Source organism: Methylobacterium sp. GC_Met_2 (genome assembly GCF_026540795.1).
Taxonomy (GTDB): Bacteria; Pseudomonadota; Alphaproteobacteria; order Rhizobiales; family Beijerinckiaceae; genus Methylobacterium.
This window is the reverse complement of the sequence record NZ_JALNUM010000123.1, coordinates 1-17,588: the sequence shown is the minus strand read 5'-3', so window position 1 is coordinate 17,588 and position 17,588 is coordinate 1. Positions and strand designations below refer to the sequence as shown.

Annotated in this window: 22 protein-coding genes, 1 tRNA gene and 1 pseudogene; 13 read left to right on the top strand and 11 right to left on the bottom strand. The window is 65.6% G+C overall.

The window, feature by feature from the left end; genetic code table 11:
* The first annotated feature begins 217 nt into the window (after positions 1 to 217).
* A complete protein-coding gene (locus OXS49_RS27955) occupies positions 218 to 667 on the top strand; it encodes a hypothetical protein (protein ID WP_267427939.1) in 450 nt (149 codons plus the stop codon).
* Between the two features lies 1 nt (position 668).
* On the opposite strand, the gene OXS49_RS27950 is transcribed toward OXS49_RS27955, so the two are convergent.
* Both OXS49_RS27950 and OXS49_RS27945 read right to left on the bottom strand, forming a co-directional pair.
* Entirely contained in the window at positions 669 to 926 is a 258-nt protein-coding gene (locus tag OXS49_RS27950; RefSeq protein ID WP_243998929.1) for a hypothetical protein, read from the bottom strand.
* A gap of 43 nt (positions 927 to 969) precedes the next feature.
* A tRNA-Cys gene (locus tag OXS49_RS27945) sits at positions 970 to 1,045 on the bottom strand.
* A gap of 329 nt (positions 1,046 to 1,374) precedes the next feature.
* Here OXS49_RS27945 and OXS49_RS27940 point away from each other — a divergent pair.
* From OXS49_RS27940 to OXS49_RS27930, 3 genes are all read left to right on the top strand, one after another.
* Positions 1,375 to 1,872, top strand: coding sequence for a DUF892 family protein (locus OXS49_RS27940; protein ID WP_267427937.1), 498 nt, complete (start codon positions 1,375 to 1,377; stop codon positions 1,870 to 1,872).
* 178 nt (positions 1,873 to 2,050) lie between these two features.
* A complete protein-coding gene (locus OXS49_RS27935) occupies positions 2,051 to 2,338 on the top strand; it encodes a hypothetical protein (protein ID WP_267427935.1) in 288 nt (95 codons plus the stop codon).
* Positions 2,339 to 2,509: 171 nt separating this feature from the next.
* Positions 2,510 to 3,181, top strand: coding sequence for an SOS response-associated peptidase family protein (locus OXS49_RS27930; protein ID WP_267427933.1), 672 nt, complete (start codon positions 2,510 to 2,512; stop codon positions 3,179 to 3,181).
* Between the two features lie 705 nt (positions 3,182 to 3,886).
* Here OXS49_RS27930 and OXS49_RS27920 read toward each other — a convergent pair.
* Positions 3,887 to 5,140, bottom strand: a complete 1,254-nt coding sequence (locus OXS49_RS27920; RefSeq protein ID WP_267427932.1) for a sodium:proton antiporter — start codon at positions 5,138 to 5,140, stop codon at positions 3,887 to 3,889.
* 95 nt (positions 5,141 to 5,235) lie between these two features.
* On the opposite strand from OXS49_RS27920, the gene OXS49_RS27915 reads away from it, so the two are divergent.
* Entirely contained in the window at positions 5,236 to 6,525 is a 1,290-nt protein-coding gene (locus OXS49_RS27915) for a DUF2254 domain-containing protein (protein ID WP_267427930.1), read from the top strand.
* 32 nt (positions 6,526 to 6,557) lie between these two features.
* Here the strand turns inward: OXS49_RS27915 and OXS49_RS27910 are convergent, their stop codons facing one another.
* The gene (locus OXS49_RS27910; protein ID WP_267427928.1) at positions 6,558 to 6,809 is read right to left on the bottom strand and encodes a hypothetical protein; all 252 of its coding nucleotides are present in this window, start codon (positions 6,807 to 6,809) and stop codon (positions 6,558 to 6,560) included.
* Between the two features lie 153 nt (positions 6,810 to 6,962).
* Here OXS49_RS27910 and OXS49_RS27905 point away from each other — a divergent pair, with 153 nt between their 5' ends.
* The 3 genes from OXS49_RS27905 to OXS49_RS27895 all read left to right on the top strand — a co-directional run bounded on the left by OXS49_RS27905 (position 6,963) and on the right by OXS49_RS27895 (position 9,135).
* A complete protein-coding gene (locus OXS49_RS27905) occupies positions 6,963 to 7,250 on the top strand; it encodes a hypothetical protein (RefSeq protein WP_267427926.1) in 288 nt (95 codons plus the stop codon).
* Positions 7,251 to 7,571: 321 nt separating this feature from the next.
* Positions 7,572 to 8,339, top strand: a complete 768-nt coding sequence (locus tag OXS49_RS27900; RefSeq protein ID WP_267427924.1) for a metallophosphoesterase — start codon at positions 7,572 to 7,574, stop codon at positions 8,337 to 8,339.
* A 433-nt stretch (positions 8,340 to 8,772) separates the two neighbouring features.
* A complete protein-coding gene (locus OXS49_RS27895; RefSeq protein WP_243997569.1) occupies positions 8,773 to 9,135 on the top strand; it encodes a hypothetical protein in 363 nt (120 codons plus the stop codon).
* A 647-nt stretch (positions 9,136 to 9,782) separates the two neighbouring features.
* Here OXS49_RS27895 and OXS49_RS27890 read toward each other — a convergent pair.
* Entirely contained in the window at positions 9,783 to 9,983 is a 201-nt protein-coding gene (locus tag OXS49_RS27890) for a hypothetical protein (protein ID WP_243920315.1), read from the bottom strand.
* 247 nt (positions 9,984 to 10,230) lie between these two features.
* Between OXS49_RS27890 and OXS49_RS27885 the strand changes: the two genes are divergently transcribed.
* On the top strand, positions 10,231 to 10,611 hold the full coding sequence (locus tag OXS49_RS27885; RefSeq protein WP_267427923.1) for a hypothetical protein: 381 nt from the start codon (positions 10,231 to 10,233) through the stop codon (positions 10,609 to 10,611).
* 562 nt (positions 10,612 to 11,173) lie between these two features.
* On the opposite strand, the gene OXS49_RS27880 is transcribed toward OXS49_RS27885, so the two are convergent.
* Positions 11,174 to 11,458: a hypothetical protein gene (locus OXS49_RS27880; protein WP_267427922.1), complete on the bottom strand. Its 285-nt coding sequence runs from the start codon at positions 11,456 to 11,458 to the stop codon at positions 11,174 to 11,176.
* Positions 11,459 to 11,795: 337 nt separating this feature from the next.
* On the opposite strand from OXS49_RS27880, the pseudogene OXS49_RS27875 reads away from it, so the two are divergent.
* Positions 11,796 to 11,987: pseudogene (locus OXS49_RS27875) on the top strand (hypothetical protein); the annotation flags it as partial.
* A 1,106-nt stretch (positions 11,988 to 13,093) separates the two neighbouring features.
* Here the strand turns inward: OXS49_RS27875 and OXS49_RS27870 are convergent.
* On the bottom strand, positions 13,094 to 13,252 hold the full coding sequence (locus OXS49_RS27870) for a hypothetical protein (protein WP_267427920.1): 159 nt from the start codon (positions 13,250 to 13,252) through the stop codon (positions 13,094 to 13,096).
* A gap of 96 nt (positions 13,253 to 13,348) precedes the next feature.
* Positions 13,349 to 13,624, bottom strand: coding sequence for a GNAT family N-acetyltransferase (locus OXS49_RS27865; protein WP_267427918.1), 276 nt, complete (start codon positions 13,622 to 13,624; stop codon positions 13,349 to 13,351).
* A gap of 988 nt (positions 13,625 to 14,612) precedes the next feature.
* On the opposite strand from OXS49_RS27865, the gene OXS49_RS27860 reads away from it, so the two are divergent.
* Positions 14,613 to 14,924 carry a hypothetical protein gene (locus OXS49_RS27860; protein WP_267427917.1) on the top strand — a complete coding sequence of 104 codons (312 nt, stop codon included), beginning with the start codon at positions 14,613 to 14,615 and terminating at the stop codon, positions 14,922 to 14,924.
* A 353-nt stretch (positions 14,925 to 15,277) separates the two neighbouring features.
* Here OXS49_RS27860 and OXS49_RS27855 read toward each other — a convergent pair whose 3' ends face one another.
* Together OXS49_RS27855 and OXS49_RS27850 are read right to left on the bottom strand one after the other, a co-directional pair.
* Entirely contained in the window at positions 15,278 to 15,487 is a 210-nt protein-coding gene (locus OXS49_RS27855; protein WP_267427915.1) for a hypothetical protein, read from the bottom strand.
* A gap of 267 nt (positions 15,488 to 15,754) precedes the next feature.
* Positions 15,755 to 15,997 carry a hypothetical protein gene (locus OXS49_RS27850; RefSeq protein ID WP_243997578.1) on the bottom strand — a complete coding sequence of 81 codons (243 nt, stop codon included), beginning with the start codon at positions 15,995 to 15,997 and terminating at the stop codon, positions 15,755 to 15,757.
* Positions 15,998 to 16,115: 118 nt separating this feature from the next.
* Here OXS49_RS27850 and OXS49_RS27845 point away from each other — a divergent pair, with 118 nt between their 5' ends.
* Together OXS49_RS27845 and OXS49_RS27840 are read left to right on the top strand one after the other, a co-directional pair.
* Entirely contained in the window at positions 16,116 to 16,598 is a 483-nt protein-coding gene (locus OXS49_RS27845) for a hypothetical protein (protein WP_267427913.1), read from the top strand.
* A 52-nt stretch (positions 16,599 to 16,650) separates the two neighbouring features.
* Positions 16,651 to 16,827, top strand: coding sequence for a hypothetical protein (locus OXS49_RS27840; RefSeq protein WP_243920329.1), 177 nt, complete (start codon positions 16,651 to 16,653; stop codon positions 16,825 to 16,827).
* Between the two features lie 106 nt (positions 16,828 to 16,933).
* Here OXS49_RS27840 and OXS49_RS27835 read toward each other — a convergent pair whose 3' ends face one another.
* Complete coding sequence (locus OXS49_RS27835; protein ID WP_243997582.1) at positions 16,934 to 17,230, bottom strand: hypothetical protein; 297 nt, start codon at positions 17,228 to 17,230, stop codon at positions 16,934 to 16,936.
* Positions 17,231 to 17,588 lie beyond the last annotated feature (358 nt).

The following is a 17,588-nucleotide window of genomic DNA, read 5'->3' as shown; positions in this document are numbered from 1 at the left end:
ACCGCCGCCAGCTTCATGGGCGTCCTTGCCCTCGCCGCAGCCCTCGACGGGCTCAAGCGATGACACGACCTAACCGCGGGCCTAGAATTCATCTTTGAGAACGCCGGCGGTGCCGGGATCCGGTTCCGAGAGCGGAAGGGGTAAGGCACGGGGATCGTGGATCTGAGCGATGCTGCGGTACAGGCTTCGCATTCTCGCCCTTCCTAAGGAGGCAGACTTGGACGCGGCTTACATCTCGGCGATGTTCGGCCTGGGTGGGGCCACCATAGGTGCCCTGGCGTCGTTCATGACGACATGGATGACGCACCGGAGCCAGTTCCAAGATAAAATTCGCGAGGCCGAACGGGCGAGGCGCATTGAACTGTTCAACGAGTTCATCACCGAGGCCGTTCGCCTCTACGGCGATGCGCTCAGCCATGAGCGAGACGATGTCGGCGACTTGGTCTTGCTCTACGCTCTGTTGGCAAAGATGCAGCTCACTGCCTCGCAGGCCACCGTCGATGCAGCAGGGTCTGTCATTGACCGTGTGATCGACACTTACCTTGGACCCAATCAGAGCCTGCACGAAATCCGTGAGCTTGCGCGCGAGGGGAAGCTCAACTTCCTGACTGAGTTCGGGACGGCTTGTCGGGCCGATCTACAGGCGTCTCTCAACGAGATCAGGTAGCCTACCCCGTGGCGACGGATGACGACGCTTGCTCCTCGCCGCTGAGCGTGCCGATCAACCGCCAGAGCTCCTGATGCTCAGGTCCGTTGCGGCCAGAGGCGAGGAATGCCGCGAGACTGATATCCGTCACGTGCCCGCCCGAGGCGACGTTGCCGGTATGCCGGACGAAGCTGCGTCCGGTCGTGGGATCAAACAGCAGGTGCCAGTGGTCGCCGTTCGGGCTGGCGTAAATCAGGCGATTTGGTTCGGAAGGGTTCATGGTCGGCCTCCGGTTGAACGATCGGAGCCTAGCCCACACCCATTGGAGGCCGGGGTCCGGAGTCGAACCGGACGTGCGGAGCTTTGCAGGCTCCTGGCTGGACACTCACCCACCTGGCCATCCTCTTTGAATCACTCGGCAGGAAGCAGGTCCAGGCTAAACGACAAAGGATCCTCAGATTGTTGTCGATAACCTTAGCGTTTTCCTACCTATCGTAGCCGCCGACCTTGAGTGCATTCCCGAGAACGGGGGCGGTGCGGGATCTGGTTCGGGGAACGGAAGGGAACGAGCGAATAATCGCCCCTCACTTTAAACGGTCCCTGTTCTGGTTCTAGCGGGCTCCTCGAGCGCCCGCGTCAACTCATCCGCTTGAACAATGTCGGCTTGGCGCGACCTGCCTGGGCATTCGGACCGGTAGGATCGGATCTACAACCCCAAGGATTAAAGCGTGAGCAACGTAAAGCAGGCGATGGACACCTACTTGAACGGATTGCGTAACCAGCATGCGGTCGAGACCCAGGCTATCGGCACCATTCAGAACGAACTGCCGCGGATGAAGGCCTACCCAGAGCTGCATTCCAAGATGGAGGCTGACCATGAGCGGTCGGTCACGCAGGCTGCCCGGCTCGATGACCTTCTTGAGAAGCACGGATCTAAGAAGTCGCTGCTCAAGGAGGCGGTTACCGGCGCGGTCGCGACAGTGGCAGGCTTCACCCATGCCGGCGCAGGCGACGAGATGCTGAAAAACGTCTTGGCTGCAATCGGCTTTAAGGCCTACGAAATCAGCTCCTACAAAGTGTTGCTCGCACTGGCCGACGCGGCCGGTGCCGGCGATGACAAGCCTATCTTGGAGCAATCGATGAAGGAGGAGCAGGAGATGGGCGACTGGCTGGGAAGCCATATCCCAAGTTTCGTAGATGCCTATCTCGCTCAAAAGTCTGCGTGATGTTTTCGCAGAGTTCCCCCGCCAGTCGGTGATTAGATCGGGTGGCGGTGCAGAGCTCCCGTTTCGGGAGCAGGGCGGGCAATGCCGCACCATGGGCGTGAGCAGTTGCCACACGGCGGCGACCGGAACAACGAGCGATAGATATTCTTCCCCCCAGGCTTGAGAACCCGGAGGAAACATGTCCAAGATCCTGAATATCGCCACCGCCGCCACGATGCTCACGCTCTCAGCAAGCCTCGCTGTTGCTGCGCCGTGCAATGTCGGCACAACGACGAATGCGGCTACCGGCAAAGATGCCAGCTCGAATGTCGATGGCGGTTCGACCGCCAAGGTGACCCCCGGCGCCAAGGCTGAGTCCCCTGGCACGGTGGGTGCGATGAACAATACCGGCGCGGCCATGAAGGATGACGGCACGAAGAAAGCCCCCGAGGGCCAGCCCGTGAAGCCGGGCGCCGACAACTGCTAAGTTTGCCCCATCGGTCGGGCAGCCATATCGTTTTGGCTCGCCCGGCTGTTTGGCCCCCGGCCATAAGGAACGGCACCAAACCCCGTCAGCCCGTTATCAGATAGGGCGGCGGGGCAGCGTTCGCGTCTCGCGGTCCTGATCCTCACCGCGCGACCTCGGCGAGCGAGCCGAATGTGCAACCTCTACAGCTTGATCCGCGGGCAATCGGAGATCGGCAGAACGTTCAGCGTCGAGCACGACGACACCGGCAACCGGCCGCCACTGCGCGGTATCTTCCCCAACACCGCGGCGCCCGCGATCAGGATGCGCAACGGCGCCCGCGCCCTGTCTCTGATGCGCTGGGGCATGCCCTCCCCCACCTTCGCGATGAGGGGCAAGAAGGTTGATCCCGGCGTCGCGAACGTGCGCAACACCGCCTCGCCGCACTGGCGCCGCTGGCTCTCACCCGAGCATCGCTGCCTCGTGCCGTTCACGAGCTTCTCCGAGAACGAGAAGGCTGCGGACGGCTCGCACCCGCCGGTATGGTTCGCTCTGACGGAGGATCGGCCCCTCAGCCGCTTCGCGGGCATCCTAGTCGAGGGATGGCAGAGCGTGCGGAAGGTGAAGGACGGCGAGACGACCGATGACCTCTACGCCTCTCTGACCACCGAGCCGAACGCCGAGGTCGGCGCCGTGCACCCGAAGGCGATGCCGGTGATCCTGACGAAGCCGGAGGAATGGGCAGCGTGGTTGTCAGCACCTTGGTCTGAGGCCAAGGATCTCCAACAGCCCCTCGTCGATGATGCCCTCGTCGTCGTAGCCCGCGGACCTCGTCGGGACGGCCCCGCCGACGATAAGGGTTAGGTGCCAATCCCGCTTCCGGCCGCATGGTCGATCGCCCCGCCATGGCGTAGCTCGGCCGGATGTCAGCCAGCCTTGCCCCCACCCTGATCCCGAACCCCGTCGCCATCTGGCACGGCGCCATTGAGAGCCTGTCCCCGCATGCCTCGCCCTGTCGGTCTCTCACCCCAACCCGCTGGGCACCAATGCGGGAAGCAGCCATCGACTTCTGCGACCGGCTGGGCGTCGAGGCGCATCAACTCGGCTGGACAGCGCAGGAGTTGTTCGCTGTCCACCCGGAGCACGGGACGCTGCGGGTCGAGTTCTGCGACGTGCTGATGATCTCCGGCAGCAAGGCTGTGGCTTGGAGCCAACTCGGATCGTGTTCGATCGGGGCTCAGGCTACCGGACCAAGCAGGGTCGGGTCTGGGGCATTCCGGTCTGGGCGTTTGCCAAGAAGGGTGCGGGGCGATGAAGCGCCGACTCTTTGCCCCGATCGGCGGCACTGGCTCGCTCGTGGGCTTCACGGTGCTGGTGACGGCGCTGGCGGCCTGCTGGCTGACAGGGCTGGTACCCTAGAGGAGGTCCGAGCTGGGTGGTTTTCTGCCGCTCTGCTTTCGGCAGGCAATGCATCTCAGCGGACATCGTCGCCAGCGCCTCACGCTTCTTAACAAATCTCGCGTGGTTCCGTCTGTCAGTTCGCGTTGGCTGAGGGAAATTCAGCGGCGGTTAGCTCGCTCGAAGGGTCCGTCGCGCCACGAGGCCGAGGGTCGATCCCTGTACGATGATGGTGAACAGCACCACGGCGTAGGTCGCTGCGAGGATGGTGGGCTTGGCCTCGCTCTCCGGGATCGAGAGCGCCAGCGCCACCGAGATGCCGCCGCGCACGCCCGCCCAGGTCAGGAACGGCACGTTGCCGAGCGAGAGGTTGCCGCCCCAGCGGAACAAGAGGACAGGCGTCGTGACCGCGACGAGGCGGGCGACCAGCACAATCGGGACCGCGCAGGCGGCCAGCGCCAGACCGGAGACTTGGAAGCGCAGGACGAGCACCTCCAGGCCGATCAGGAGGAACAGGACCGAGTTCAGCACCTCGTCGACGAGCGTCCACAGGGCTGAGACGTACTTCTGCGTGGTGTCGCTCATCGCGTAGCGCGGCGCGCGCTCCCCGATCAGCAGCCCGGCGGCCACGACTGCGAGCGGGCCGCTCGCTCCCAACTTCTGCGCGATGGCGTAGGTCCCGGTGACGAGGGCCAGGGTGATCAGCACCTCCACGGGGAAATCATCGATAGCCTTCATTGCCCGGTAGGCGACATAGCCGGTGACGAGGCCCAGCAGCACGCCGCCCCCGGCCTCGTGGAGGAGGAGCGTGGCCACCCCGCCTACGCTCGTCGCCTCGCCACTCTTGCCGGTCGCGAAGGCGACGAGCACCGTGAACAGCACGATGCCGATGCCGTCGTTGAACAGCGCTTCGCCCTGCATCTCGACTTCGAGGGCTTCCGGCACCTTCACGTTCTTCAGGGTGGCCAGCACCGCGACCGGGTCGGTCGGGCTGATGAGGGCGCCGAACACCAGGGCCCAGGCCAGCGGGATCGCGCTTCCGAGCGCTTGTCCCGCGGCCCAGAAGGCCCCGCCGACCACGGCGGTCGACACGAGCGTCCCGAGCAGCGCGAGGATCGCCACCGCGAAGGCCCGGTCGCGCAGGGCGCGCAGGTCGAGGTTGAGGGCGCCGGCGAACAGCAGGAAGGCCAGCATGCCGTTCATGACCACGCCGGTGAAGTCCACTTGGTCGAGGACGCTGATGAGGTCTTGGTAGAGGTGCTGCGCCGGGAAGGCGACGTCAGCGAGCACCAGCGCGAGCGAGGCGAGGAGCCCCATCACCAGGAGCCCAATGCTGTGGGGCATGCGCAAGAAGCGGCGGTTCAGCCAGCCGAACAGGGCCGAGAGGGTGAGCAGCAGCGCTGCGAGGTCGAAAATCGAGATCAAAGAGTGCCCTTCCCGCCCGTGCGTTCGGTGTGCAACGGCCGGAACGCCCCTTCGTGCCGCTCGTTACCGGGCTCGAAAGGGGTCGGTCCGCAACGATGAACGCGCGCGTCAAAGCCTGGCTGGAGATCCTTGGCGACCTGTTCTGGCTCCGCCCGGCCCTCGTCGTCCTCGGCTGCATCCTGTTGGCACAGCTCGGAGTCTGGCTGGAGACGACCCATGTTGCCGGCTTCGACCCCTCCTCGCCGGACACGAACTGGGGCTATTCCGGCGGGGCCGAGGGCGCGCGGGCGCTGCTCAGCGCCATCGCCTCCTCGAACATCGGGGTCGCTGGTACAACCTTCTCCATCACCATCGCCGCCTTGACCCTAGCCTCCGGCCAGATGGGTCCCCGGCTCCTGCGCAACTTCATCCGGGACGGCCGCAACCAGACGGTGCTCGGCATCTTCCTCGGGACCTTCGCCTACGCGCTGATGGTCCTGCGTACGGTGCGCACCGTAGAGGAGGACCCGTTCGTCCCGCACATCGCGATCACCGGCGCTCTCGTCCTGGCGCTGGTCGCAGTCGGCACTCTGGTCTGGTTCGTCCACCACATCGCCACGAGCATCAACATCGAGACCGTGGTCGACGCCGTCCAGCAGGACCTCTGCCGAGCCATCGCGACCCATACCCGGGACCGGCCGGGCGCCGCTCATCCCGTCAATGCCCCGACCGGAAGAGCCGTGGCCGCGACCGGCGGCGGCTACGTGCAGGCCCTCGACGAGGACGCCTTGGCGGACTGGGCCCACGAGCGCGAGATCAGGGTCACCCTGCGGGTGCGGCCCGGCGACTACGTGCCGAGCGGTTTCCCCGTCGCGTTCCTGTCCACGCCGGTCGAGGGGGCCGAGGCCGCCGTCCTCGACGCGGTGACGCTGGGGCGTCGCCCTGCCGCGCTTCAGGACCCGGAATACTCGGTGCGGCAGTTGGTCGAGATCGCGGTGCGGGCGCTCTCGCCCGGCATCAACGACCCGTTCACCGCCGGCAGCGTCGTCGACCATCTCGGCGACGCCCTATGCCGGATCGCGCCGAGGCACCTGCAGACCGGCGTGGTGCTGCGCGAGGGCCGCGCCGTCCTCGTCCATCCGGTCACGGACTACGATGGGCTGTGCGATGCCATGTTCCACATGATCCGGCAGAACGCGGCTGGCTCGGTCCACGTGCTGGGCCGGATGCTCGACGTGCTCGCCCGCGTCGCAGAGGTGGAGAGGCGGCCGGACCGGGCGGCGGAGCTCACCCGGCATGCCGGTCTCGTCATCGCCGCCGCCCGCCGCGACGTGGCGGACCCGTCCGACCTTGCCGACTTGGAGGACCGCTACAGACGGTTCGGCGGCGACCTGGGCGGTGCCTGATGCTTGATCCCAGGGTTTGATGGTGCAATCACTCAGGCATCGTTCCGGCCGGCGTCCGCGGCTTTCATAATCGTTCGGTCCATCGCGGCGTCCTGCTTCGCGCGCATGAGGATGATGCGCGCCGCCGTGCGCGCCCTCTCGGCGCGGAACCGTGCCCTGGGCTTCCCGTCCCGTAACGCCCGCGTCGCCATATGGCGGAACCCGTGAGCGTCAGCGATGGCGACCGCGCACCGCTCGGAGAGTGTGCTGTACTCTGCCGGATCTCGGCTTGTCGCGGCTGGCATGGCAGCATCCTCCCAAAGAGGCGATCACGCCGAAGCCGCAACAACCGGACCAGGGCAACCGGACCAGGGATTGCCGGCATCCTCTGAACCGCGGCACGGTGCGATGGTTGGTGTGCGTCGTGCCGATTGAGCGTCACGCTGTCAGGGATTGAGATGAACCGCCCCCGTCGTGTCGGCCTGCCTTGGTACGCCCAAGAGAATTATGCGGCCTTGAGGACCTGCCTCGCGGACGGGGCGAAGCTGCCGGCGCTGTACGACACATGGCGGATCACCACCGAGCAGATGGAACAGGTGGTGCAGCGAAGCGGCGTCGAGGTCGTGCGCGTGCCGATAGAGCCGAACGCTTTTGCGTCGTGGTGCGCGCGTGATGGTTCTCTGACCGATGGTGCAGCGCGTGCCCGTTACGCAGCCGAGGCCATAGCGGCGGACGCCGCTTCCTGAAGCTGCCGACGTCATCGCCATCGAGCCGAATGGTCAGGGAAAGGGGGTGCGGATGAGGACGGTTGCTGGGGTCGCGGGGTACGCGCGACGGCGACGTGTTCGAAACCGTCCGATGCTATCACCCGGCGCCTATCACCGAGCTTAGGAGCTTCACCTTCGATGCTCACGCGCCGCGCTCTGATCTCCCGCCCTGCCTTGACCGGCGCTCTGGCTACCGCTGGCACCTTCATGAGCGCTGGCTACGCGACGGCCTTCGAGCCCCACCGTGTGCAGACCGTCACCTATGGCCTGTCGCCCCGGGGCTGGCCGCCGGATCTACGGTTGCGCATCGCGGTTCTGACAGACTTCCATGCTCATCCGCGCTGCATGGGCGAGGCTGAGATCGCGGCAGTCGTTGCCCGGACCAACGCGCTCGCGCCCGATCTCGTTGTCCTACTGGGGGATTACGGTTCACAGAGCCTAGGCCCGGTGCCGTTCGAGAAGATCGCCAGCATCCTGGGCAACCTCACGGCGTCGAAGGGCGTCTATGCCATTCAAGGCAACCACGATTGGGGCGATGATCGGGAGGCGCGTCGCCGTGGCCATGGCCCCACGCATGCCGAGCGAGCGCTGCGAGCCGCCGGCATCCCGTTCCTCGAGAACACGGCGGTGAGGCTCGATTGTCCCGTGCCGCTCTGGCTGACTGGGCTGGAGAGCGAGGAGACACCGGGTGTGCCGCAGATGCGGGAGCAGTTCGAGCGGTATCGCCGCGATACGCTCGACCGAACGCTCCGGGATGTGCCGGCAGGCGAGCCCGTGATTCTGTTGGCGCATGAGCCGGACATCTTTGCCTCGGACCTCGATCCGCGCGTGGTCCTGACGTTGTCAGGCCATACGCATGGTGGCCAGATCCGCATTCTGGGCTGGTCGCCCTGGATCCCCTCCCGCTACGGCCTACGCTACGCCTACGGTCATATCGTCGAACGAGGGCGCGATCTCGTGGTGTCGGCCGGCTTAGGCTCTCACTTCGTCGCCGGGCGTCCACTGCGCTTTGGTGCACCGCCCGAGATCGTCGTCGTCGATCTCGGAGCAACTGTTGCGACATCGTAGGGCATCGCCGAACGCCTCCCGGCGGCTTCGGCAAGGTCGCTGCAGCCGAGGTGCGGCACGCCGAGGGCGTGAGCCTCTCGCTGAATCGTTAGTGCCGGCCGCTCGTAACGGACTGCTTGCAGGTTCGCGTCCTGCCGGGTCCCACCACGCTCGCAAAGTCCTCGATACCCCACATCCTGCATCGCCTCGCCGCCGGGATACCGGCCGAGCCGAACCGGAGGAAGGCTATGCGCCTCTGCCGCAGGCGCCGTTCGCCCGCTGATCCCGGTGCTCGCGACAGATCCGCCTTCACCCTTTGCCGCCCGTGGTTCTGCGCGCTAACGCAGAGGCGATTTCAGCGGCCTCGGTCGTGACCTGAGGGCAAGGCACGGTGGCAGCAGCGAACCACCGTCCGCCGAAAGCGTTTCCGACTCTCAACGGCAAGGAACGTGACATGAAGGTGATCTCGGCAACCGTCCTCGGCTTGGCACTGTTGAGCGGGGTGGCCCCGGCCTTCGCACAGCCCTACGGCGGACGCGACTATGGCTACGATCGCGGCGACTATGGCTCCCGCGACAGGGGTTACGGAGATCGCGGTTATGGCGATCGCGGCTACGGCGACCGTGATCGCCGCGATTACGACCGGGACAATGACCGGGGCTCGCGGGGCGGGCGTGGCGACTACGCCTTCAACGAGGAGGAGTATCTGCGCTGCAATCCGGACGTGCGCCGGGCGGTCATCGGTCGTGCCATCAAGTCCGGGCTGGAACACTACCGGAAGGTCGGCATGGCGGAAGGCCGGAAGCTGAGCTGCTGATTCCCGAGGCGCAAGGCGAAGGCTCCTTCGCCTTCGCCATCCGCCGCCCGTGATTCTGCACCCCGATGCGCAAGAGGCGACGCACCCCATCAGGAGCGCGCCGCAAGTCGTCTCGCGGTCTCAGGGACGAGCGTGAAGCCTATGGCAAAGCGCGGGCCAAGCTAATGTCCAGGCGCCGCCGCAGCGTTTCCGGCTCCGGGAGCGAGGCGTCGCGTCGCCCAAATGATCTGCCCTGCCGCGTCCCAGAGCATCGCCGATCCTGCACGCTCAGCGAGAAGTTCAACAAACCGGGCTTCCGCTCGGCCAATGGCTTCCGCGTTCGTTGTCGCGTCGAGCTGTTCGGTAGCGACCGACAGGCCACTCGCGCATCGGCGGTGAATGGAGCATTCAAGGTGGAACACAGCCATCCTGACGCGCGAGCAATATGCCTGCCAAACAAGTTTGTATAAAAATGCCCGCCTCGGCGGACCGGGCGGGCTGAGGGGCCATTGGGTTTCGAAGGCTTTCGGATCGCCCAGCTGCAGATCGAGTCGCGTCATCCGTTCGTAGGATCTCAGCGCCTCAATCCGCTTTAAGCATCTGCGCGCGCCTGCGCTGGACCGCGCCGCATCCGCTCGGCCCGGTTGCGATCCACTACGGAGCGGCGGTCACCGGTCCGCACCGCTCAGCAGCTTCTCGACGGTGGCTAAGCCGGCCGCTTGAGCTTTTGCTTCGGTCGGGTAGCTGCGATCAGAACGCTGAGCCAGCTTGCCGTGCTTGCGAATGGCCCAGTTGTAGGCCCCGCCGTCTTCCTTGGGAGGAAGGACCTCCAGCGAATAGGGGTGGATGTTCGTCTCAGTCTCGCTCATGGGGGAGTCATGCCACGCATGTGCCGGCAAGCCAAGGCTGGTGTGCCTTCGCCAAACGCCGCTCAGGGATCTTCACACCACCCAGGGCGGGATGCCGGTCCGGCGAGCTGCCGGCCGAGCTGGAGCGAGACCTACCTAGGAGTTGTGTTTTGGAGCACACCGCGACGTGATGCATGGGGATTAACCCTGTCTGGCACCGTCGTCGCCGCCGTGACTGAGAGGGCGCAGGTGCTGGAGGGTCTCCACCATGTTGACTCGCGCCGTCGTCAGCCTCGCCGCTCCGGTCTTCCTCATCGCCGCGTGGGCTGCCCCGTCACTGGCACAGCCTGCCGCCAATGGCGGGCCCAAGCTCCTCATTCACGGCAACTACTGCGGCCCGGGGAACAACGCCCCGCTGCCGCCGATCGACGCCCTCGACGCCGCCTGCGCTCGCCATGACGCTTGCTCACCGGATGTCGGCCTGCCGTCGAAGGCATGCAATCTTCGGCTGCAGCGTGAGGCAGAGGCCGTGGCCCGCGACCCGCGGCAGCCCGATGATCTGCGCTCCCTGGCGGGCTTCGTAGCCTCGTTTGCATTCAGTGCGTCCAGTGCGGCTCCGTCGGTGCTTCCGGCAAAGTTGGCTCGGTAACGGGCGAACACTTCGGTCTCCTGCCCCCGGCTGAGCCCCACGCGTTCGAACAGGTTGCTGAAACCGGAACCTTAGGTATCTTCCCGGGGACATACAGCCCTCGCGATGGGGTAAAGCGCTCTGCACCACGCACGACGATCATGAGACCCGCGTTGATCAGATGGCTCGCGGCGGCGCTTGCGGGCAGCGTAGGCACCGCGGCTGTCGCCCAGAAGGCGCGAACGCGGAGGCCGGCTCCGCGTCCAACCATCGAAGCGCCGCAGCTCGGTTACCCGCGTCTGCCGACCACGACGCTGCGGCCGCCTGATGACGGCATCATCCATTGGAATACGCCGAACAAGGACGGCAACCTCGGTGGTCCTGGGGCAGGCGGAAGTGGCGGCGGCGGTGGCTAGAGCGCACTCCGCCGAAGTGGACACCGGTTCGGTGCCCGGGAGCGCGTCGCAACAAAGCCTGAGAGCCGTGCGCGATTGCAACGCGATCGGGCACGGCTCGAGACCTGTCGCCGAGAAAAAGCCCGCCGCGGCGGACCGGACGGGCTGACGATGGATCGAGAGCGGGCCTACCTCCCGCTCGGGGCAGCGTAGCTACCTGTCGTCCCATTGCCTCCGCCGCTACCGGCCGGCGCGCCCGGGGTGGTGTTCCGGACGAAGCTTGCGCCTGGGTACTTCCGCTGCGTCCGCATCATGGAGCGGCGGTGCATGGGGTGGCGCCTCATCCGAACGGTGGTGACCATGTCAGAAGGCGAAGCGACAGCGGGTACTGGACCAGCCGGCACGGCCGATGCGGGAAGCGCCAGGACGCTGAAACCGACGCCGGCCAAGGCTGCGAGAACTCGAAAACCCATGACGTTCCTCCGTGCCTCAGCGCAGATGGATCGCGTTGGCCCTCGGTGAAGCCGTAGAATACGCTTCGAGTTCATTGCGCCCGGTGGTCCGCGACTCAGCACCACGCCTCTGAACTGGGTGGCTCACCGCAACGCTCCGCCACCTTCGCTATCCGGCGCCCATGTCGCCACCCACGAGTCTGCACCACGCACGTCGCGGAACAGGTAATTATGGCGCCTGAGATGGCGACCCGCGTCAGCGCGTTGGCGTGACGCAGGAACGGACCGTGTGACGGCCGGTTGGCCCCGCTCAGCAGCAGGGTCGACCTTCCAGGCCCGCGACGATTGGAGCGCTACCATGGCGAACGCCGGCAAACACGGAATGCACCCGGGCGCTCAGGGCAAAGGGTCGGGGTCTGGTGCGATGACCGAACTGCCTGAGGGCACACTCGGTGAGAACGAGGTGTTGAGCAACCGCGACAAGTCTCAGCATGACGATGAGCGCGGCCTCGACGGCAAGGGCGTCCAGACCGATCAGTACCAGGATCATTCAGCCAATCGGCATGATGCCGACGGGGCTGCCGAAAAGCCTGAGCGTCCTTGAACCCCCGCCCGGGGTCATCCGTCCCGGCTACAGCCCTCCAGGCTCGAACACCACGCCGGACGCGGAGGTCATCCAGACCCAGCCCCGACGTATCTGCTCTTCGCCGGTCCGCCCGCTTGGCCCTACCCCAATCGGATCACAGAGTGGGGGTGGGGGAGCGTCCAATCTCATCAGCGATGAGCTGAGTCGATACGCAACGCAGCTCATGAGGAAAGCGCCCGTTCGCCTTCAGCGAGCGGGCACCTCCCCGGAGATTCGGGTGTTCTTGACCGGGACAGAACACCAAAATTCCGCCACGGCGGAGCGGGTCAGAAGCCCCCGCGGCGCCCGTACCCATGGCCATATCCACGCCCGTAGCCACGGCCATAGCCTCTTCCATATCCGCGCCCGTAGCCGTAGCCGCGCCCACGGAAATGCGGACGCCCATAGCCGCGATGACCGTAACCGAAGCGGGGCCCGCCATAGCCATACTGAACGTCATGTACTGCAGAAGCAGCCTCCGGAACGGCTCCTAGGCCGATCTGAGCCGCCTGTGCCTGGGCGGGGACGAGAAACATGCTGGCTGCGAATAGCCCAGCCGTCAGTGTGGGTATTTTGAACAAACGCTCTCTCCTCGCGACGGCCGCAGATCTGCGGCCGTCACGCAGGCCAACTGGACGGGCACGCCCCCTGTTCCCCATCACCTGTTGGCCTTTGGCATCCGGCGCCCGTGATTCTGTGCCCCTTTGTGGATGAGCGTGCTGGGGACAGTCGTGATCCACGATCATCGGATCGTTTGGACAAGAACAGAGCCTGCGGCGAATGGACCAGCGGCATTCGCCGTGGGATCAGATGCTTGGTTGCGGCCTTCTCCACAGCATGAACCGCTTCGCACTCATCAGCATCTTTGCCGCTCTGTTCGCCGGGATCCTGGCCATTGGTGGGACTTGGACTTACATCACAAGCATAAGCCCGGCCGTCGGTCCGGACACGAGTTCGACGCCCAACCCGACGGCCCAGCGGAAGCAGCCCTGAGGCTTCGTCAGGGCCTTGGCGCGCTCGGCCCCTGCTCTTCAGGTCGGCTGCAACTCGGTCTCCTTCACCTCGGGATCGTCTTCTTCCGGGACGGTCGTATCGGGTTTTGGCGATGGCTCGATCTCGTCGAGGCGTGAAGGGTCTTCGATCAACGCGCCAGGATCCTCTCCCGGCATAGGCGTGTCGGCTTGGGTCATGGTGTGCGCCTCCGTTCTCAGGAGGCTACGTCCCGCGATCCATGGTGTTCCCCGAGGGGTCGCTGCCGCCATCATCGACAAGGCGTCGGGCGCTTCTCAGGCGAGCAGACCGCGATGTGCACCATGCCCGTGCAGCCAAGCCCGGGCGTAGCCGCAGAGTGGTATGATCTGGTCACCGCTTGATCGGGCGTGGGCCGCTACCCCTTCCATGAGTCGATCGGCTGCTCCCGTGCCGCGCAACATTGGCGGAGCGTAGACGTAGGTGATGACGAGTCGTGCTGGTTCGCGACGATAGCGCGCAAACGCGATCTGATCGCCGACCTGCAGCTCGAACCGGCACTGCTCGACGTTGTCACGGATTGGATCGGTCATTCCCGTCCTCAAGCTTCGCTCGAGATGTGCAGCGTGACCGAGCGCTCGAGACCGAGCGGCGTTCCCTCGGCCGCGGCGCGCGTCCGACCGCCATCAAAAGCCACGTGGGGATGCCGATGATCTGATGTGAGGGGACGAGGCTGATGTGGGCCGGATCCCGTGACGACGTGGTTCGGCCCTGTGCCGTTCGGCGTCTGAGCCGGAGCGACGATGGCCATGTAGCACTTAGGTTTTCCCGCGGCAGCGCAATGACTACTGAGGGCTGCATCACGCTTGCAACCTACAAAAGCTCTTTAAAATCGCGTCACTCAGAAGTTGTGATCCCTGACATATCTACGCCGTGCTGTGTATGGATGAGCGGGGGTTGCCGGTGACGGGATCCGTTTCCTGAGGTTCCTGCGTCACTCTCATTGCCCACACGCTGACCCGCTCGGCATAGGGATGGCCCGCAGGTCGCGCTTCGCGCGCGCCCCGTTCAAGGCAATCCGCAGCCTGGAGGCGATCATCGCCTCAAGAGGCGTCATCGCTGACCCTCCGCAGAATGGTTCCGCAGCGCAGCGTGACACACCGCACCGCACGCGTCCGAACGATCAGGCATCGTCATTGCAGATCGTTTCCCCGGGCCTCTCAGCAGGCCCGCCGCATGATGACAGGAGTGCGCAACATGGTCCTCAAGGGCTTCTCCTACGCGATGATCGGCGCCTTCGCGGGCGGCATCGCCATGACGATCGCCGGCTCGGCTGGTGTGCTGATGGGCCTGTAAGGGCTCCGGACGGTGGGTGGCCTCAGCGGCCGCTGAGATTGGCCAGCAGATGAGCGGCGGGGCGTAAGTCCCGCCGTTTTCGTATGCGCGGTCCGAGCGGGGTGCGAATAGCCAAGCCATCGGATTGATGAACGTGTGGACCAGAACCGGTTCAGCCCGTTCGGATCACTCTCCCTGTCATGCGGTCCGGCAAGTCCGCTCCGAAGGGTTCAAGAGGTCTGGGTCATGGTGCGCTTCAAGGTGCTTGGAATGGCCGCGATCATAGCGGCAGGGGTCGCTACCGCTCCGACCGCGAACGCAGCGCCGTTCGGGTACGGCCCGCCCGACGGCGGCGTTCTGATCGAGCGCGTGGCCGGTGGCTGCGGCCCGGGCTTCCATCCGAACCCCTGGGGGCATTGCCGTCCCAACGATCGGGGCTGGGGTTATGGCGGCCCGCGCGGCTCCTATGGTGACAGGCCGGGCTATGGGTATGGCCGGGGCTACGACCGCGGTTACGGGGGTTATGACGGACCGCGCCGGTTCTACGGCGGCTACTGATCCGTGCGATCGACCGGGGCGTCAGGCTTCCATCCTGGCAGCTCCAACCCGGGTTTCGGCGGTATCGTGGGGGCAGGATGCCGCCGAACCGGGCCAGTCCTCCCCAACGCCTGATATGGCCCCTCTCCGGTCAACGGCTTGTCCTCGCCCCCGGATCGGGTGACGCCGCGGCCCCATAGAGCAGCCCGTCTTCGCAGCTCGCCGACGCGCGCAAGGGCGTGGCGATACAACAGCAGAGGCAAGGGCAGGAGGCCGACGGGCGGCCGATCAGCCTGCAACAGGCCCAAGCCACGTTCGATTCTGGTCGGACCGACAGCACGTTGCGGAATGCGGGGGTCTGAGGCCGGCGCCGTTCAGGCCATCCGCGCCGGCCGGCCTCGCAGCCGCTCGGCCTCCTCGCGCCACGCATCGCGCTCGCTCCGCATCGCCTCGACCAGGGCGTGCATGTTGCCGGCGTCGATGGCGGTTTCGACGAGCATGTCTTGTGCCGAGGCGAGTTGCTCGCGCAGCTCGGCATTCTCGGCCGCCAGCGCCAGGAGCAGAGCGGCCACGACATCGCTCATTCCTGCTCCCGCGTACCCAAGGCAGCGCGTTTAGCCGGGCTCAAGCTTGGCCGCAATCGCGTCCGATCATCGCGACTGCGCCGGCGAGGCCGCACCGAGGCCGAGGGGTATCAGGCCCCGGTGCTGCTCTTCCGGCGCGCGGCCGGAGCCGATCGCTGACGGTACGGTGAGACGTAATGATTAACGGACCGTTTATTCAACCTTCAGAGGAAGTCGGAATTCAATTATAGGCACTGCAAGTCCGGGAGGCGGATGATCCGCTCCGCGTCATGCTTGGATCGCAAGGTCCGATGGGTAGGGGACCTTGGCCAGAACATTCCCGGTCTGATCCAGTACAACCACATGCCAGTGGAATGGGTCTGCCGCTCCCGCCGCATGCGCTGTGATAATGCGCTTCCAGACTTCCAAGGCTTCAATTTTTGCTGCGTCCAGATCGGGAAGGTCGATCCCGCTGTGATCGCGCGATACGTCCTCCCCGTCGTGCAGGACGTCGAAAAAGTAGCGTGGCATCTGCGTTCCTGGAAGGCTGAAGCACGCTGTTTATACAACGATAACGTGTAGATCCAGTGTTGGCAGAGGTCAGATGTTCCGAATGAAAGCGTCATCCGGTCGATATTGGATCGCGTCCATGTTGGACCGTCTGAACGAGGACGCCGCTATCGGCTGCATGCCGCGCCAAAAAGTGTCGTTCGGCGCGCGCGCGTTGCCTCGCGTGCGGATCGAGGCCAGCCGGAAATCGGCCCGGGGCGTTGGGCTCCTGGATCGGGCGGTCGACCGCAACCGGCAGATAAGAGGCGGCACGGAAGGAATGCGCTCAACGTTGCGGACCTCCGCCGCGACCGCCGCGTTGAGCGGCATGCACCCGGAGTTTCTCATGGCCCTCACCAATCCCACGCGCTTGGCCGTCACAGAAGCCGCTCTGGCGTCTGCCGATAGGCTCTGGCGTGATGAGATGCGCCGAAACTACGGGGCGGATGGCGTGCTGACCTACGGCTTTGCACCGGAAGCGCAGGGCGACCTCGGTACGCCGCTTCGCAGAACCTACGAGGCCCGTCGTGTCGCGGTCGCGTTGTGGCGTCATGAGCGGCATCGGGTAGCGCCGTCGCCGTGAGACGTACGTCAGATTCCAGGGTACTGGTCTAATCTTGATCCGAGGGCATGCGATGGCTGAGACTGACAAGCCCAAAGGCGAGAGCGTGATGCCGCCGACCGTGCGGATCGCGAACGTCAATGTTCCGGACCCCACGACGGACCGCGCGCCTGAGAGCACGGATGTGGTGAAGGACGCCGAGAGCAAGCCCGACGATCCGGACAAGGCGGCCAAAGACGGTCTGGCTTAAGGTCGCAGACCTAGAGATTGTCATCGCGGCGACCGAGGTCGTTGCCGCTGGGGCACTGGAGCGAAGCCGCGGCCCCGCAGCCGGCATGCTGCGGGGCCGCGTCGGGTTACTTGCCGCTCGGGGCCGCACCGCTGCCGGTGGCACCGTTGCCCGTACCGCTCCCGGCCGGTGCGCCGGGCGTGCTGACGGGCGGACCCCCGCTGGTGCCAGGCCCCGTGCCCATCGTGCCCGTGCCCATCGAGCCACTCCCGCCCTCCATGCGCTTTTCGGAGTTGCTCTTCACGGAGCCCGGGTTGTTCATGTTGCCCTCGGCGCTGCCGCCACCGGCCGCGGTCTGAGCGATCGCACTGACGGACAGCGAGAGCGTGATCGCTGTAGCCAGCGAGACTGTCTTGATCGACATGGACGTTCCTCCGGACAGATCGGATTGATCAGTCCATGTTTGAACGTCACCGCAGTCTCTGTTGTTCGGTCACTCGTCAGGGTTGTGGTTACAAATCCCGCACGCGTCGCAACCGAAGGGCCAAAACGCGCCGATCGCGTCGTAGCGAGCGTTTGGTCAGAAGGATCGCGACAAAAAACACCCCGGGAGCGGAGGCTCCCAGGGTGTCGCTGACTGCGCGGCCCGTGTGATCGGGCTGGACATGCGAAGGGCAACCGATCAGCTGCTCTTCGACGGCGGCGAGTGGTGGGGAGGACCAACTGCCCCTCGCCCGCCGCCGTGTTCTCCCGGCACGATGGCCGGGAGCAGCGCCACCGGA

Excerpts from the sequence above, each read along its gene's own strand:
- OXS49_RS27890 (WP_243920315.1), bottom strand. The coding sequence starts at position 9,983 with ATGAGCGAGACTGAGACGAACATCCACCCCTATTCGCTGGAGGTCCTT.
- OXS49_RS27870 (WP_267427920.1), bottom strand. The coding sequence starts at position 13,252 with ATGACCCAAGCCGACACGCCTATGCCGGGAGAGGATCCTGGCGCGTTG.
- OXS49_RS27885 (WP_267427923.1), top strand. The coding sequence starts at position 10,231 with ATGTTGACTCGCGCCGTCGTCAGCCTCGCCGCTCCGGTCTTCCTCATC.
- OXS49_RS27930 (WP_267427933.1), top strand. The coding sequence starts at position 2,510 with ATGTGCAACCTCTACAGCTTGATCCGCGGGCAATCGGAGATCGGCAGA.
- OXS49_RS27840 (WP_243920329.1), top strand. The coding sequence starts at position 16,651 with ATGGCTGAGACTGACAAGCCCAAAGGCGAGAGCGTGATGCCGCCGACC.
- OXS49_RS27835 (WP_243997582.1), bottom strand. The coding sequence starts at position 17,230 with ATGTCGATCAAGACAGTCTCGCTGGCTACAGCGATCACGCTCTCGCTG.
- OXS49_RS27845 (WP_267427913.1), top strand. The coding sequence starts at position 16,116 with ATGTTGGACCGTCTGAACGAGGACGCCGCTATCGGCTGCATGCCGCGC.
- OXS49_RS27865 (WP_267427918.1), bottom strand. The coding sequence starts at position 13,624 with ATGACCGATCCAATCCGTGACAACGTCGAGCAGTGCCGGTTCGAGCTG.
- OXS49_RS27855 (WP_267427915.1), bottom strand. The coding sequence starts at position 15,487 with ATGAGCGATGTCGTGGCCGCTCTGCTCCTGGCGCTGGCGGCCGAGAAT.
- OXS49_RS27905 (WP_267427926.1), top strand. The coding sequence starts at position 6,963 with ATGAACCGCCCCCGTCGTGTCGGCCTGCCTTGGTACGCCCAAGAGAAT.
- OXS49_RS27860 (WP_267427917.1), top strand. The coding sequence starts at position 14,613 with ATGGTGCGCTTCAAGGTGCTTGGAATGGCCGCGATCATAGCGGCAGGG.
- OXS49_RS27915 (WP_267427930.1), top strand. The coding sequence starts at position 5,236 with ATGAACGCGCGCGTCAAAGCCTGGCTGGAGATCCTTGGCGACCTGTTC.
- OXS49_RS27895 (WP_243997569.1), top strand. The coding sequence starts at position 8,773 with ATGAAGGTGATCTCGGCAACCGTCCTCGGCTTGGCACTGTTGAGCGGG.
- OXS49_RS27950 (WP_243998929.1), bottom strand. The coding sequence starts at position 926 with ATGAACCCTTCCGAACCAAATCGCCTGATTTACGCCAGCCCGAACGGC.
- OXS49_RS27850 (WP_243997578.1), bottom strand. The coding sequence starts at position 15,997 with ATGCCACGCTACTTTTTCGACGTCCTGCACGACGGGGAGGACGTATCG.
- OXS49_RS27880 (WP_267427922.1), bottom strand. The coding sequence starts at position 11,458 with ATGGGTTTTCGAGTTCTCGCAGCCTTGGCCGGCGTCGGTTTCAGCGTC.
- OXS49_RS27935 (WP_267427935.1), top strand. The coding sequence starts at position 2,051 with ATGTCCAAGATCCTGAATATCGCCACCGCCGCCACGATGCTCACGCTC.
- OXS49_RS27910 (WP_267427928.1), bottom strand. The coding sequence starts at position 6,809 with ATGCCAGCCGCGACAAGCCGAGATCCGGCAGAGTACAGCACACTCTCC.